At 53.9% G+C, this 15,181-nt stretch carries 14 protein-coding genes and 1 tRNA gene; 14 read left to right on the top strand and 1 reads right to left on the bottom strand.

The genetic code is table 11. The features are described from left to right. Window positions 1-112: 112 nt before the first annotated feature. Window positions 113-409 carry an HTH-type transcriptional regulator gene (locus tag RTM06_RS02610; RefSeq protein ID WP_008104629.1) on the top strand — a complete coding sequence of 99 codons (297 nt, stop codon included), beginning with the start codon at window positions 113-115 and terminating at the stop codon, window positions 407-409. A 42-nt stretch (window positions 410-451) separates the two neighbouring features. On the opposite strand, the gene RTM06_RS02605 is transcribed toward RTM06_RS02610, so the two are convergent. After that, entirely contained in the window at window positions 452-1,045 is a 594-nt protein-coding gene (locus tag RTM06_RS02605; RefSeq protein ID WP_312179750.1) for an HD domain-containing protein, read from the bottom strand. Between the two features lie 62 nt (window positions 1,046-1,107). On the opposite strand from RTM06_RS02605, the gene RTM06_RS02600 reads away from it, so the two are divergent. The 13 genes from RTM06_RS02600 to RTM06_RS02540 all read left to right on the top strand — a co-directional run. Further along, window positions 1,108-1,572 carry a MarR family winged helix-turn-helix transcriptional regulator gene (locus tag RTM06_RS02600; RefSeq protein WP_008104624.1) on the top strand — a complete coding sequence of 155 codons (465 nt, stop codon included), beginning with the start codon at window positions 1,108-1,110 and terminating at the stop codon, window positions 1,570-1,572. 99 nt (window positions 1,573-1,671) lie between these two features. Next, window positions 1,672-2,100: an organic hydroperoxide resistance protein gene (locus RTM06_RS02595; RefSeq protein WP_008104621.1), complete on the top strand. Its 429-nt coding sequence runs from the start codon at window positions 1,672-1,674 to the stop codon at window positions 2,098-2,100. Between the two features lie 268 nt (window positions 2,101-2,368). Further along, on the top strand, window positions 2,369-4,060 hold the full coding sequence (eptB, locus tag RTM06_RS02590; RefSeq protein ID WP_256697993.1) for a kdo(2)-lipid A phosphoethanolamine 7''-transferase: 1,692 nt from the start codon (window positions 2,369-2,371) through the stop codon (window positions 4,058-4,060). A gap of 103 nt (window positions 4,061-4,163) precedes the next feature. Then, a tRNA-Pro gene (locus RTM06_RS02585) sits at window positions 4,164-4,240 on the top strand. 970 nt (window positions 4,241-5,210) lie between these two features. Then, on the top strand, window positions 5,211-6,821 hold the full coding sequence (gene dppA / locus RTM06_RS02580) for a dipeptide ABC transporter periplasmic-binding protein DppA (protein ID WP_256697995.1): 1,611 nt from the start codon (window positions 5,211-5,213) through the stop codon (window positions 6,819-6,821). Between the two features lie 198 nt (window positions 6,822-7,019). Then, complete coding sequence (gene dppB, locus RTM06_RS02575) at window positions 7,020-8,039, top strand: dipeptide ABC transporter permease DppB (protein ID WP_154181932.1); 1,020 nt, start codon at window positions 7,020-7,022, stop codon at window positions 8,037-8,039. Between the two features lie 9 nt (window positions 8,040-8,048). Further along, on the top strand, window positions 8,049-8,951 hold the full coding sequence (gene dppC / locus RTM06_RS02570; protein ID WP_008104612.1) for a dipeptide ABC transporter permease DppC: 903 nt from the start codon (window positions 8,049-8,051) through the stop codon (window positions 8,949-8,951). Window positions 8,952-8,963: 12 nt separating this feature from the next. After that, window positions 8,964-9,950 carry a dipeptide ABC transporter ATP-binding protein gene (gene dppD, locus RTM06_RS02565; protein WP_008104610.1) on the top strand — a complete coding sequence of 329 codons (987 nt, stop codon included), beginning with the start codon at window positions 8,964-8,966 and terminating at the stop codon, window positions 9,948-9,950. Beyond that, window positions 9,940-10,947, top strand: a complete 1,008-nt coding sequence (gene dppF, locus RTM06_RS02560) for a dipeptide ABC transporter ATP-binding subunit DppF (protein ID WP_256697996.1) — start codon at window positions 9,940-9,942, stop codon at window positions 10,945-10,947. The genes dppD and dppF overlap by 11 nt, the downstream gene beginning before the upstream one ends. Window positions 10,948-11,421: 474 nt before the next feature. Further along, window positions 11,422-12,096, top strand: coding sequence for a cellulose biosynthesis protein BcsO (gene bcsO, locus RTM06_RS02555; RefSeq protein WP_312179741.1), 675 nt, complete (start codon window positions 11,422-11,424; stop codon window positions 12,094-12,096). Continuing rightward, window positions 12,087-12,887: a cellulose biosynthesis protein BcsQ gene (gene bcsQ / locus RTM06_RS02550; protein ID WP_256698000.1), complete on the top strand. Its 801-nt coding sequence runs from the start codon at window positions 12,087-12,089 to the stop codon at window positions 12,885-12,887. The genes bcsO and bcsQ overlap by 10 nt, the downstream gene beginning before the upstream one ends. A gap of 54 nt (window positions 12,888-12,941) precedes the next feature. Continuing rightward, a complete protein-coding gene (gene bcsA, locus RTM06_RS02545) occupies window positions 12,942-15,047 on the top strand; it encodes a UDP-forming cellulose synthase catalytic subunit (protein WP_312179738.1) in 2,106 nt (701 codons plus the stop codon). Next, window positions 15,044-15,181 (top strand): hypothetical protein (locus RTM06_RS02540; RefSeq protein WP_312179893.1); only part of this gene is annotated, 138 nt, incomplete at its 3' end. The genes bcsA and RTM06_RS02540, both read left to right, overlap by 4 nt.

Genomic DNA, 15,181 nt, shown 5'->3' with positions numbered 1-15,181 from the left:
ATAACTATGCGAAACCGCTACGGGATACAGCCTGATCGTCCGGTTTCAGCGCCTGGTGGCGCTTACCTCTTCACTTTCACGTGCTTCATAGTGAGTTTTTAAGGAGTTCTCTATGGAATTAAAAGATCCCATGGTCGAGTTGCTCAGCAGCCTTGAGCAGATTGTTTTGACACGTGACGCTAAGCCATCCGTATCAGAAATTTCTATCAACCAGACTACAGTTCCCGAGCCGCAGCGTTTACGCGAAATGACCGGCATGCAGGTTGACGAATTTGCCCGCGTGATGGGTGTTAGCGTTTCGTCAGTTAAAAGCTGGGAGGCGCAACGTACGCGTCCTTCCGCTACGGCGCGCAAACTGATGAAGCTGTTACAAGCTAACCCGTATTTAGGGCGCCAGCTGCTGGAGTAATCCTTGTTGAGGATGCTCCGACCCGCCTAAATGGCGGGTTTTTTAATTTATAGCGCCGTACTTTGCCGCCTGTTTGATGAACCAACTCTCTGGCACGCTGTATGGCGGCAGCGCTAATTGCGCTAATCCCTGTTTGATGGTTTGTTCAGCTTGCTGCCACAAATGACTATCGCCCTCGCGCAGGAGCTGAATCTGAATCTGCTTTTCCACCAAATACACGCGCGCAAAGTCGGCATCGTACTGCACGATGGCGCGGGTGTTGTCGATGATGTCGGCCAGCTTAATGGTTTGCGCCTCGGGCGACGCATCGGCGGTGTGACGGAAATGCGCCAGCTTACGTGCGGCGCGATTTTTCGCCGCAGGCTGCGCGCTGTCGGTGAGTTGACCTACCAGGTCCGCCACGCGCGCGCCGAAATGGCGCTCGATATCATCCAGAGTGCTGGGCGTGTCTTCGACCGTGTCATGCAGCCAGGCGGCGGCAATCATCTGTTCATCATCGGTAACGCTACGCACTAACTCGGCGACGGCAGCCGGATGCACAATGTAAGGCTCGTCAGTGTATTTGCGGCGTTGACCCGCAGCAGCATGCGCTTCAGTGGCATAACGGCGCGCTTGCTCTTCCAGTGAATCTCGCATATTTCACTCTCCCAGAGAAAAGTCGCTTGCAATTATCTAGCGCGCTATTTATATTCAAACCCATGAACAGTAATCAAGATGACAAAAAAGTGAAGCAGGCGCCACTTCAGTTAGATCAGCAGCTCTGCTTTGCGCTGTATTCGGCGAATCTCGCGATGCACAAAGTCTATCGCCAGCTGCTATCCAGGCTGGAGATTACCTATCCGCAATATCTGGTGATGCTGGTGCTGTGGAATCAGGACGATGTGACGGTTTCCGAGATTGGTGAGCAGCTGTTTCTTGATTCAGCAACGCTGACGCCGCTGCTGAAACGTCTGGAGAGCGCGGGTTTACTGCGACGCCAGCGTTCACGCCAGGATGAGCGTCAGGTTGTGGTGACGTTGACCGATGAAGGTCGAGCGTTGCGTGAGAAAGCGGAAAGCATTCCGGAAGCCATTCAGTGTGCGACGGCCTGCGATGATCAGGCAATGGCGTCACTGAAAGGTCAGTTAGACGAGTTGCGCGACAGCCTTTACCGCGCCAATTAATAAACAGGGGAAGTCGCTGTCCCGACATCCCCATAGATGACGTTCAGGTTTGCGCATAATAAGTAGTGCGCGATTATATAGCGAATTAACGAGGTTATTATGTCTTTAGAACAAGTTGTTTATACTGCAAAAGCAAAAGCCACCGGCGGTCGTGATGGTCGTGCGACTTCTTCTGACAACGTGCTGGATGTAAAACTAGGCGTGCCAAAAGAGATGGGCGGCGCAGGCGGCGAAGTGACTAACCCAGAGCAGCTGTTTGCCGCGGGTTATTCAGCCTGTTTCCTCGGCGCGATGAAGTTTGTAGCTGGCCGCGACAAGATTGCGATGCCGAAAGATGCATGGATTGAAGGCGAAGTGGGTATTGGCCCAATCCCGAACGGTTTCGGAATTGAAGCCAAGCTGAATATCCATCTGCCAGAAATGGATGCGGCTGAAGCGCAGAAGCTGGTGGATGCGGCGCACATCGTTTGCCCATACTCAAACGCAACGCGTGGCAACATCGACGTGACGCTGAACATCATCAACTAATTGATGTGGCTAGCGATAAAAGGCTCCTGCGGGAGCCTTTTTTACATCTGAATTACATTCGAACTGCTTCAATTAGAAAAATTGTCTGGTCTTACCATTGGTTAAATGTTCTACTGCTCGGCTTCGCGCCATCGCCCTTTCGCCAGTCGGAATCGTCCCGATCCTGCATCTTGCGTCACGCTTTTTCCGCGGTTTAGCGAACTCTGCTGTCTTTAAACAGTCACATAACGGTTGATACAACGACACCAGGTCGGGAATAGATATTTTCATGAATTATATTAAAAGTTTAACGCAGCAAAAGCTGTCTCTGCTGCTTGCCCTCTATCTGGGCATCTTATTGAATTTGCCAATATTTTATCGCCGCTTTGACGGCTTTTTAACAAAATCCAATATCTCAAATTGGCTCTCAGCTGCCGCAGAAGTGATGGCTGCCGTACTTCTCACCTTTTTCCTGATGCGCCTGCTGTCGCTGGGCGGGAAATGGGCTTATCGCATACTGGCCACACTCACCGTGATCATTTCTGTTGCTGCCGCCTATTACATGGCGTTTTTCAACGTGGTGATTGGTTACGGCATTATCGCCTCGGTGATGACCACCGATATCGATCTCTCTAAAGAAGTGATTGGCCTGCATTTCGTGTTGTGGATGGTGCTGGTGAGCGCGCTGCCGCTGCTGCTTATCTGGCGCAATAACCTCAGCCACACGCTGATTGAACAACTTAAAACGCCTGGCCAACGTCTGAAGCCGATAGCCGTTATGCTGCTGAGCGTCGCGCTGGTGTGGCTGCCAATTCGCTATTTCGACAAGCTGCAAAAGGTGAATGAAGAAATCACCAACATCGATTTACCGAGTTATGGCGGCGTGGTGGCGCACTCCTATCTGCCATCCAACTGGATCGCCGCGCTGGGCCTGTTTGCCTGGACTAAAGTCGATGAAGAGTGGGATGGCCAGGAGTTGCTCGATCCGGCGAAGAAATTTACCTACGTCGCGCCAGCGGGCATCGACGATACCTATATGGTGTTCGTGATTGGTGAAACCACGCGCTGGGATCACATGGGGATGCTTGGCTACGATCGTGATACCACGCCGAAGCTGTCGAAAGAGAAGAATCTGGTCGCGTTCCGTGGTGAATCTTGTGATACCGCCACCAAGCTGTCGCTGCGCTGCATGTTCGTGCGCGAAGGCGGCACCATGGATAATCCGGGTCGCACGCTGAAAGAACAAAACGTTTTCGCTGTATTGAAAGAGCTGGGCTTTACGTCTGAGTTGTTCGCGATGCAGAGCGAAGTGTGGTTCTACGATAACGCTGACACCAATAACTTCTCGTTCCGCGAGCAGATTGGCTCAGAGAAGCGTAATCAGGGCAAAGCGGTCGATGACATGCTGTTAGTGCCGGAGTTACAGGCATCGTTACAACGCTTCCCGAAAGGCAAGCATGTGGTGATTCTGCACACTAAAGGCTCGCACTACCTTTATTCTCAGCGTTACCCGCGTGATTTCGCGCGCTATAAGCCGGAATGCATGGGCGTTGATGAGAAGTGCAGTAAAGCGCAGTTGATTAATGCCTATGACAACTCGATTTTGTACGTTGATACCATGCTGGACAGCGTGCTCGATCAACTGCGTGATAAGAAGGCGATTGTGTTCTACGCCTCCGATCACGGTGAGTCGATTAGCGAGAATATGCACTTGCACGGCACGCCGCGCGAGATGGCGCCACCGGAGCAATTCCGCGTACCGATGATGGTGTGGGCTTCTGATAAGTATCTTGAGGACCCCACTAACCGCAGCAACTTCGAACGTTTGCAGGCGCAGCAGCGCGTAGGTAAAACCCATCGCCATGTTGAGCTGTTCGATACCATTATGGGTTGCCTCGGCTACACCTCGCCAGACGGCGGAATTAAAGACGCGAATAACTGGTGTTCGGCACCGGCAGCCACGCCGGCTAAACCGCTTTGATTTGCTGGGGTTGCTGATCTTTGCTTGCTTTCCAGGCGATCAGATGGGTTTTCAGTAAAAGGCATTGACGCTTTTTTAGCAGCGCAGTAATATGCGCCCCCATCGGCGAGTAGCGCAGCTTGGTAGCGCAACTGGTTTGGGACCAGTGGGTCGGAGGTTCGAATCCTCTCTCGCCGACCATCTTTGAAGAAACCTGCTTTTATAAGCAGGTTTTTTTTCGTCTGTAATTTGGGATTCTATATAGTTCGCTCCTCAGCCGATCAGGCTGAAATACAGGGCCGCTCCGTAAAGTCGCCGTGGACACATCCCTGTGGGCTCTGCCGACGCATCCATGCGTCGGAAGCTTTACTCCGCGGCCCTGTATTCCATCCTTAATCAAAATCCTCTGCATTGTTTTAACAGCAAAAACTAAAGTCAGCAGAGCGATGGGAAGGCGGCTCGGTTAGCAAAGCGTCCGCCGCAGGGATGCGGCGGTCGAGGCTACAGGGACGTATTCACGCCGACTTTGCGTTCGAGCCGCCTTTCCTGAGCAACGCACCAATAATCATCAAAACCCCTAAATTTACTCGTTCCATCTCCCAAACCAACAATACTCACCATTATCCCAACTTAACCGCGTGCACCCCACGCCAAATCGAACCCGCGCGCTTAATTCGCGAAACATTCTTCTTATGACCGGTTTATGCATCATGCTGATTTCTTATGCCATTTCACTAGCACATTCCGCTGCCTGAACGTCATAACGCACGAAGAATCGTTCAGATATTCAACATTTACCAATAAGTTTTGTGTGTTTTTTAACGGTGATAATCACTGCCATTTGGCTACATAGCCAGATAATCACGCGGCATTGAGCGCTTTATCACCTTTTTTAATTTTGGCTTACGCTGAGAAGGGTGTTTTTTATCGTTGCTTGCACTTACTCACACTCTGTGTAAATAACCCCACACTGTATTGACGTTCATTGCAACTGTTGACAAATTGATGCGTCAATAAAATGTAGAGAAGGACGTGTCTGACAGATTCCACGGTGCCAGCACAAAAAAATAACCGCTCACATTTTGCTTACTCTTAATTGACCTGCCCGAACCGCATAAAAAAATCAGAGGTCGGGCGACGCACACAACATCACATCACAATGGAGCAAAACATGATCAACTCCCTGGCTAAATCCAGGATGCTGAAGGTCGGTCTCAGCCTGATTGCTATGACCGTTGCCGCTGGTGTCCAGGCGAAAACCCTCGTTTATTGTTCAGAAGGTTCGCCGGAAGGCTTCAACCCGCAGCTCTTCACATCGGGCACCACCTACGACGCCAGCTCCGTACCGATCTACAACCGTTTGGTTGAGTTCAAAACCGGTACCACCGAGCTGCAGCCAGGCCTGGCAGAAAAATGGGATGTCAGCGCGGACGGTAAAACCTATACCTTCCACCTGCGTCAGGGCGTGAAGTGGCAAACCACCAAAGACTTCAAGCCAACCCGCACCTTTAATGCCGATGACGTCGTGTTCTCCTTCGAGCGTCAGCTCGACAAAAACAACAAATACCACGGTGTTTCTGGCGGCAGCTACGAATACTTCGAAGGCATGGACATGCCTAAGCTGATCGCCAAAATCGAGAAAGTTGACGATTACACCGTACGCTTCACCCTGACGCGCCCAGAAGCGCCGTTCATCGCTGACCTCGGCATGGACTTCGCCTCAATCATTTCTAAAGAATATGCCGACAACATGCTGAAAGCGGGCACGCCTGAGAAGCTGGACCTCAATCCAGTGGGCACCGGTCCGTTCGTGCTGCAGCAGTATCAGAAAGACTCGCGCATTCTGTACAAAGCGAACCCAGACTTCTGGGGCACCAAGCCGAAGATTGATCGCTTAGTGTTCTCCATCACGCCAGATGCGTCTGTGCGTTATGCGAAACTGCAGAAGGGTGAGTGCCAGGTAATGCCGTATCCGAACCCGGCCGACATCGCCAGCATGAAGAAAGACGACAAAATTAACCTGATGGAACAGCCTGGTCTGAACGTCGGTTACCTGTCGTTCAACACCGAGAAAAAACCGCTGGATAACGTGAAAGTGCGTCAGGCACTGACCATGGCGGTGAACAAACAAGCCATCATCGATGCCGTTTATCAGGGCGCTGGTCAGGCCGCGAAAAACCTGATCCCACCAACTATGTGGGGCTACAACGACGACATCAAAGATTACGCCTACGATCCTGAGAAAGCGAAAGCGCTGTTGAAAGAAGCGGGCATGGCGGATGGTTTCTCTATCGACCTGTGGGCAATGCCGGTTCAGCGTCCATACAACCCGAACGCACGCCGCATGGCGGAAATGGTTCAGGCTGACTGGGCGAAAATTGGCGTGAAAGCCAAAATCGTCACCTTCGAATGGGGCGAGTACCTGAAACGCGCGAAAGCCGGTGAACACCAGACCGTGATGATGGGCTGGACCGGTGATAATGGGGATCCAGATAACTTCTTCGCCACGCTGTTCAGCTGTGCAGCGGCGAAAGACGGTTCTAACTACTCACGTTGGTGCTACAAGCCGTTTGAAGATCTGATTCAGCCAGCCCGTGCTGAAGCCGATCACAACAAACGTATTGAACTGTACAAACAGGCTCAGGTAGTGATGCATGACCAGGCTCCAGCGCTGATCATCGCTCACTCAACCGTATACGAGCCAGTGAGCAAGAAAGTAACAGGTTATGTGGTTGATCCATTAGGTAAACATCACTTCGAAAACGTCGATATCCAGGAATAACCTTTCGGATTATCGCGGTCAGGGCCAGCATTGCTGGCCCTCGGGCGGCACCTTCGCCGCCCGTATTCCGCTCTTTTTTTCCGGCAAATTCTAATATTGAAGCGCTTCTTGCGTCGCGTCTGCCCCTGGCGGGCTGCGAGTGTTGAGCAATGTTGTCCCCGGCGGTAACGCTGTGGGAAATGTCAGAGAACCAGGATTATGCTGCAATTCGTACTCCGACGTTTGGGCCTTGTCATCCCAACGTTCATCGGTATCACATTATTGACCTTCGCGTTTGTCCACTTGATCCCCGGCGATCCGGTACTGATCATGGCCGGCGAACGCGGTATCTCTCCTGAACGTCACGCGCAACTGATGGCGCAATTTGGCCTCGATCAGCCGATGTGGAAGCAATATCTCACCTACATCAACGGCGTCTTGCACGGTGACCTCGGCATCTCGCTGAAAAGCCGTATCCCGGTCTGGGACGAATTCGTACCACGCTTCAAAGCCACGCTGGAACTGGGCATCTGCGCCATGTTGTTCGCCGTGGCGGTTGGTATTCCCGTTGGCGTGCTGGCCGCAGTAAAACGCGGCTCGATCTTCGATCACACCGCCGTAGGCATCTCGCTCACTGGTTACTCGATGCCGATTTTCTGGTGGGGCATCATGCTGATCATGCTGGTCTCGGTGCAGTGGAACCTCACGCCGGTCTCCGGGCGCGTCAGCGACACCATCTTCCTCGACGACAGCCATCCACTCACCGGCTTTATGCTGATTGATACGCTGTTCTGGGGCGAAGAGGGCGATTTCAAAGATGCGGTGATGCACATGATTTTGCCGGCCATCGTGCTCGGCACCATTCCGCTGGCGGTGATTGTGCGTATGACGCGATCCTCAATGCTGGAAGTGCTGGGTGAAGATTACATCCGTACCGCGCGTGCCAAAGGCCTGACGCGTATGCGTGTGATTGTGGTGCATGCGCTGCGTAACGCCATGCTGCCGGTTGTCACCGTAATCGGTTTGCAGGTCGGTACGCTGCTGGCCGGTGCGATTCTGACCGAAACCATCTTCTCGTGGCCAGGACTTGGTCGCTGGCTGATCGAAGCGCTGCAACGCCGTGACTATCCGGTGGTGCAGGGCGGCGTGCTGCTGGTGGCGATTCTGATCATCGTGGTCAACCTGCTGGTTGATCTGTTGTACGGCGTGGTCAATCCACGTATCCGTCATAAGAAATAAGGGGGAATCATGTCTGCTGTTGATCCCGCAAGCGTAACTGCTGCACCCAAGCCGATGACCCCGTTGCAGGAATTCTGGCACTACTTCAAACGTAACAAAGGCGCGGTAATCGGCCTGGTTTACATCGTTCTGATGCTGTTGATCGCGGTCTTTGCTGATGTGTTGGCACCGCACGCACCGGCCGAGCAATTCCGCGATGCCTTGCTGCATCCGCCAGTCTGGCAGGAAGGCGGCAGCTGGAGCTACATTCTCGGTACCGATGACGTGGGCCGCGATGTGCTGTCGCGCCTGATGTACGGCGCGCGCCTGTCGCTGCTGGTCGGCTGCATGGTGGTGGTGCTGTCGCTGATTCTCGGCGTGATATTTGGCCTGATGGCCGGCTACCTCGGCGGCGTGGTTGACGCCATCATTATGCGTGTGGTCGATATCATGCTGGCGCTGCCAAGCCTGCTGCTGGCATTGGTGCTGGTGGCAATCTTTGGTCCGTCGATTGTTAACGCCTCGCTGGCGATTACCTTCGTTGCCTTGCCGCACTATATCCGTCTGACACGTGCTGCGGTGCTGGTTGAAGTGAACCGCGATTACGTCACCGCTTCGAGCGTGGCGGGTGCCGGTACGCTGCGCCAGATGTTCATCAATATTCTGCCTAACTGCCTGGCACCGCTGATCGTGCAGGCATCATTAGGTTTCTCCAACGCCATCCTCGATATGGCGGCGTTGGGCTTTCTCGGTATGGGGGCGCAGCCGCCAACGCCGGAGTGGGGCACCATGCTCTCCGACGTGTTGCAGTATGCGCAAAGTGCCTGGTGGGTGGTGACATTCCCTGGAGTGACCATTCTGCTAACGGTTCTGGCATTCAACCTCATGGGCGATGGTTTGCGTGATGCACTCGACCCGAAACTCAAGCAGTAAAGAGGCACCGAGATGGCGTTATTAAATGTAGACAAGTTATCGGTGCATTTCGGCGACGAAAAAACACCGTTCCGTGCGGTTGACCGCATCAGCTATCAGGTCGAGCAAGGCCAGGTGGTGGGTATTGTTGGTGAATCTGGCTCGGGCAAATCCGTGAGTTCACTGGCGATTATGGGCCTGATTGATTATCCCGGCCGCGTAATGGCGGAAAAACTGGAGTTCAACCAGCGCGACCTGCAGAAAATCTCCGAAAAAGAGCGCCGCCAGCTGGTGGGCGCAGAAGTAGCGATGATTTTCCAGGACCCCATGACCAGCCTCAACCCGTGCTACACCGTGGGTTTCCAGATCATGGAAGCGCTGAAGGTGCACCAGGGCGGCAGCAAACGTACGCGTCGTCAGCGCGCGATTGATCTGCTCGATCAGGTGGGCATTCCTGACCCGGCATCGCGTCTTGATGTCTATCCGCATCAGCTGTCGGGCGGTATGAGCCAGCGCGTGATGATCGCCATGGCGATTGCCTGCAAACCGAAACTGCTGATCGCCGATGAGCCAACCACCGCACTCGACGTCACCATTCAGGCGCAGATCATCGAACTGCTGCTGGAGTTGCAGAAGCAGGAGAACATGGCGCTGATCCTGATTACTCACGATCTGGCGCTGGTGGCCGAAGCGGCACAGCACATCATCGTGATGTATGCCGGACAAGTGGTGGAAAGCGGTAAAGCGGTGGATATCTTCAAAGCGCCGCGTCATCCATATACGCAAGCGCTGCTGCGCGCGCTGCCGGAGTTTGCCGCCGATAAAGCGCGTCTGGCCTCGCTGCCTGGCGTGGTGCCGGGTAAATACGATCGCCCAACCGGCTGCCTGTTAAATCCGCGCTGCCCGTATGTGACCGATCGCTGCCGCCGCGAAGAGCCGGAGCTGCGCGACATTCCGGGCCGTCAGGCCAAATGTCACTTCCCACTGGATGATGCCGGGAGACCGACTTATGAGTCTTGATAACAACCAGCAGGATTACCTGCTGCAGGCGATTGACCTGAAAAAACACTACCCGGTGAAGAAAGGTCTGTTTGGCCAGGAACGTCTGGTAAAAGCGCTGGATGGCGTCTCGTTCAACCTCGAACGCGGCAAAACGCTGGCGGTGGTGGGTGAATCCGGCTGTGGTAAATCCACGCTGGGCCGCTTGCTGACCATGATTGAAACGCCAACCGAAGGCCAGCTGTTCTGGCACGGTCAGGATCTGTTAAAACACGATCCGCAGGCGCAGAAACTGCGTCGTCAGAAAATCCAGATCGTGTTCCAGAATCCTTATGGTTCGCTCAATCCGCGTAAGAAAATCAGCCAGATTCTGGAAGAGCCGCTGGTGATCAACACCTCGCTGACCAAAGCGGAGCGCAAAGAAAAAACGCTGGAGATGATGGCGAAGGTAGGCCTAAAAACCGAGCATTACGATCGTTATCCGCACATGTTCTCGGGCGGCCAGCGTCAGCGTATCGCGATTGCGCGTGGTTTGATGCTCGACCCGGATGTGCTGATTGCCGATGAGCCGGTCTCCGCGCTCGACGTATCCGTGCGTGCGCAGGTGCTTAACCTGATGATGGATTTGCAGCAGGATTTAGGCTTGTCCTACGTCTTTATCTCGCATGACCTGTCGGTGGTGGAACACATCGCCGATGAGGTGATGGTGATGTATCTCGGCCGCTGCGTTGAGAAGGGCAGCAAAGAGGCGATCTTCAGCAATCCGCGCCATCCTTACACGCAGGCGCTGCTGTCAGCGACACCACGCCTTAACCCGGACGATCGCCGCGAGCGCATCAAGCTCACGGGCGAACTGCCGAGCCCGCTCAATCCGCCGCCGGGCTGTGCGTTTAACGCGCGCTGCCGTCGTCGTTTTGGCACCTGCGTTCAGTTGCAGCCAAAGCTGAAGCAGTATGGCGATCAACAAATCGCCTGCTTCGCGGTGGATCAGGATGAGAACCAGCCAGTGGGCGCGTGATAAATTACGGCTATAAATGAATGAAGGCTCCTGCGGGAGCCTTTCTTTTATCCTTAATACATCAGATTAATTAACGACAAAACCTGTTATGGCCAAAGCCATGCAAAAAGCATTACGCGAGTGCATCAGTGCTCAATTGGTCCTGACCAGGTCTTAAAGCGTAAAGGCAAATTCTTATTTGCGTCGGGATTGCGTGAGCGACTTCACAATGAAATAAAATCCATAACTTGCAGCGCAATAGAGAAAATTCAGTAGCTTAGGTTAAAATCCCCTGCGTAATTATTTCTGTTAATTGATACTAATTAATACCCGTCAATAAATAACTGCACGCTTCTTGCATGCCCGTTTTTTCAATCTTAAAGATAGAATTCTTTTGTTGAATGCGGCGTTTTAATAATCAGATTTGTCTCACCGTCTTTTAATGTGTGTGATATATTCGCGGAAAATTCCCTCCCGCTTTTACAGGCTCTGATCATGAAGAATTACGACGATCTGCAGCGTTTTAAAGAAAAAACGCAGACGCTTGATATCGCTTTTAAGGATATGTCCGGTCAATCGCATGAAGCCGATCAAAGTCAGTGGGCGTTACTGCGTCAATTGACCACCGATCAAGAGCCTGAATTAGGAAGCGGCCAGCGCATTGATATGCCGCAACCGCATCCGATTCGCGGGGATGAATTTAGCGCCCCGCCGGAGCCTGCTCAGGCTGCACCTGCCAGTCCGGCTCGTGGATCGATTCTCGACAGCCTGAACGCGCCTGTCGCTGCCCAGCCGGAGACCGGCTCATCGCTGTTCCCGCCCGCGACATCAGCGAAACCGGTGTCGTCTGCTACGCCATTAGCGCCAAAAGCCACGTTGGTGGAGCGTCAGGCCACAACTTCACTGTTTCCGCCGGCCAAACCTGTCGCCGCATCCGCTGCACCAATTGCTCAGCCTGCTGTTGTTGCCGCGCCTGCACCGGCAGCGCCAGCGCCGATCGCGCCAGCCCCTGCGCACACCTTTGCCGCTGCGGTTGAACCGGCACGTCCGGCTGCGCCCGCACCGTCTCGCTTTGGTGCGCTGTTCCGCTCGCGTCCGGCCGAGCCCGCTAATTTGTCAAAAGAAACACCGTTAAAACCGCTACTGGAGAAGATTGCGCTATGCCGTTAGTTTGTGTGTGCTCGCCAAAAGGGGGAGTAGGGAAAACCACCATGGCGGCCAACCTTGCGTGGAGTTTGGCTCGCGCTGGCAGCAAGGTCTTGGCAATCGATTTCGATGTTCAGAACGCCTTGCGCCTGCATTTCGGCGTACCGCTGAATGATGGTCGCGGCTTTGTCGCGCGCTCTGAAGATCAGGCTGACTGGAGCCAATCGATTCTGACCACCGGCGGCAACATTTTCGTCATGCCTTATGGCGAAGTCAGTGAAGAGCAGCGTGAACGTTTTGAAGAGAACCTGGTAAAAGATCCGCATTTCCTGAAACGCGGTCTGGACACGGTATTGAATTATCCGGGACTGGTGATTATCGCCGATTTTCCGCCAGGTCCGGGTCCCGCGCTTAAAGCAATGCAGGCACTTGCCGATATGCATTTAGTGGTGATGTTAGCGGATACCGCGTCGGTCTCTTTACTGCCGCAAATTGAAAATGACCGCATGATTGGTCAGCCGCTAAATAATAAACGTGGTCATTATTTTGTGCTTAATCAGAGCGACAATCGCCGCAATATTAGCCGTGAAGTTACCGCTTTTATGCAGCAGCGCCTGGGTGAGAACTTATTAGGCGTGGTACATCGTGATGAAAGTGTCGCGGAAGCCAATGCCTCGCAACAATCTGTTTATGATTTCAGCCCAGCTTCCGCCGCTGCGTTTGATATCGAATTAGTGGCAAAACGCGCAGCCAATATCCTGAATATCACCGTCGGCAACGGCGAAGTTCAGGCACCTATTCGCAGCCACTATTAATAATGAGGCCGTCTCCGGCCCCATAATAACAACACAGCTTCTTCAGGGTGAATCATGAGTAAACTCGGGTTTTACCTGCTGCTGCTGGTGCTTGCACCAGTGGCGGCGGTAATCGTCATCACGCCTATGGACAGCCAGAAGCAATATATATTTGGCTTAATCAGCATCGGCATGATGTTTTTACTGGGCTTCAGCAAAAGCCGCAAAATAACTATCGTCATGGTTATCCTATCCGCGCTGATGTCGACCCGATATATCTGGTGGCGCACCACGGAGACGCTGCAATTTAATTCTGAGATTGAAGCGATTCTCGGTATCGGCTTATATCTGGCCGAACTGTACGTCTGGCTGATCTTAATTCTCGGCTTCCTGCAAACCACCTGGCCATTAAAACGCACCATCGAACCGTTGCCGGATGATACCAGCCTGTGGCCAACGGTGGATGTGTATGTTCCAACCTACAATGAAAGCCTCGATGTGGTACGTGATACTGTGCTGGCGGCGCAGTGTATTGATTACCCGCGCGACAAGCTGAAGGTCTATTTGCTGGATGACGGTAAACGCAGTGAGTTTGCGGTATTTGCCGCTGACGTCGGCGTGGGTTACATCACCCGTGACGATAACAATCACGCCAAAGCCGGTAACCTCAACCACGCCATGAAGATCACCAAAGGTGAGCTGATTTGCATCTTCGACTGCGATCACGTGGCTACGCGCACCTTCCTGCAGGCGACGGTCGGTCCGTTCCTGAAAGATCCCAAGCTGGCGCTGCTGCAAACCCCGCACTACTTCTATTCACCGGATCCGTTCGAGCGTAACCTGCGCGCGGCGCGCAGCATCCCGAACGAAGGTTCACTGTTTTACGGCCCGGTACAGCAGGGTAACGATAACTGGAACGCCACCTTCTTCTGCGGCTCCTGTGCGGTGATTCGCCGAAGCGCGCTGGAAGAGATCGGTGGCTTTGCGGTGGAAACCGTGACGGAAGATGCGCATACCGCACTGAAAATGCAGCGTCTCGGTTGGGGCTCGGCCTTCCTGGCGATTCCGCTGGCGGCCGGTCTGGCCACCGAGCGTCTTGGTCTGCACGTGGTGCAGCGTAACCGCTGGGCGCGCGGCATGACGCAGATTTTCCGCGTCGATAATCCGCTGCTTGGCCGTGGATTAAAGTGGCAGCAACGTCTGTGCTACCTCAACGCCATGCTGCACTTCCAGTTCGGCTTGCCGCGCGTGGCGTTCCTGACGGCACCGCTGGCCTACCTGCTGTTCAACCTGAATATCATTCACTCGTCGGCATCGCTGATTTTCGCCTACGTCTTGCCGCATCTGGTGATGTCGCTCTACGTCAACTCACGGATGAACGGCAAGTTCCGTTACACCTTCTGGGGCGAAATCTACGAAACCGTGATGTGCTTCCACCTCGTAATCCCCACGCTGTTGACCATGCTGGCACCGAAGCGCGGCAAGTTTAACGTAACGGATAAAGGTGGCCTGCTCGATCAGGGCTTCTTCGACTTCCACATCGTGCGTCCACACGTGATTGTCGCGGTGCTGCTGTCGATTGGCATCATCGCTGGCGTGGTACGTGCGACGGCGCATGACTACTTTGGCGTCGATCCTTACGTTATCGCCCTCAACGTCGGCTGGGCGGTGTTCAGCCTGATTATCCTGATGGCGGCGATTGCCGTGGCGCGCGAAACCAAGCAAGTGCGTAAAACCATCCGTATTGAAGTGCAGATTCCGGCGGTGATTCACTACGCCAGCGGCATCTCGTCGCGCACGAAAACCAGCGATCTTTCGATGGGCGGCGCGCAGCTGGATGCGCCGGACAATCGTCACGAACACGATGAAATCGAAGAGATCGACCTGTTGCTGAAATCGGGCACCATCACCATTCCGGTGAGTAAAATCTCCGGCGATGAAGAGAGCATCCGTCTGCGCTTTGGCGATATGCCGCTGTCGCGCCGTCGTGAATTGGTGCGCGTGGTGTTGGCGCGCGCGGATGCCTGGATTCAGCCGGAATATAAGCAAGACAATCCACTGGTTTCGCTTGGCACCATTATTCGTACCGTCTTTGAGCTGTTCTGGCTGACCTGGAAAGATCGCCGTGAGAAGCGTAAGCGTGATAACCAGCCCGCCGCAAAAGAGGACAGCGCTGCATGAAGAATTTGACGCAAACGTTGCTGGCAAGCTCGCTGGCAACGGCGCTGCTGTTTGCGCCAGCGTGGGCCGACACCCCAGCGGTCACCCAGGATAGCGGTGCGCTTTCTGACGTGCCGCCGCCGCAAGGCATTGAA

It is taken from the genome of Pantoea sp. CTOTU46764 (assembly GCF_031974595.1).
In the GTDB taxonomy this organism is placed as follows: Bacteria; Pseudomonadota; Gammaproteobacteria; order Enterobacterales; family Enterobacteriaceae; genus Pantoea; species Pantoea trifolii.
Note: the sequence above shows the minus strand (reverse complement) of the source record. Positions and strands in the feature narration are given on the sequence as shown.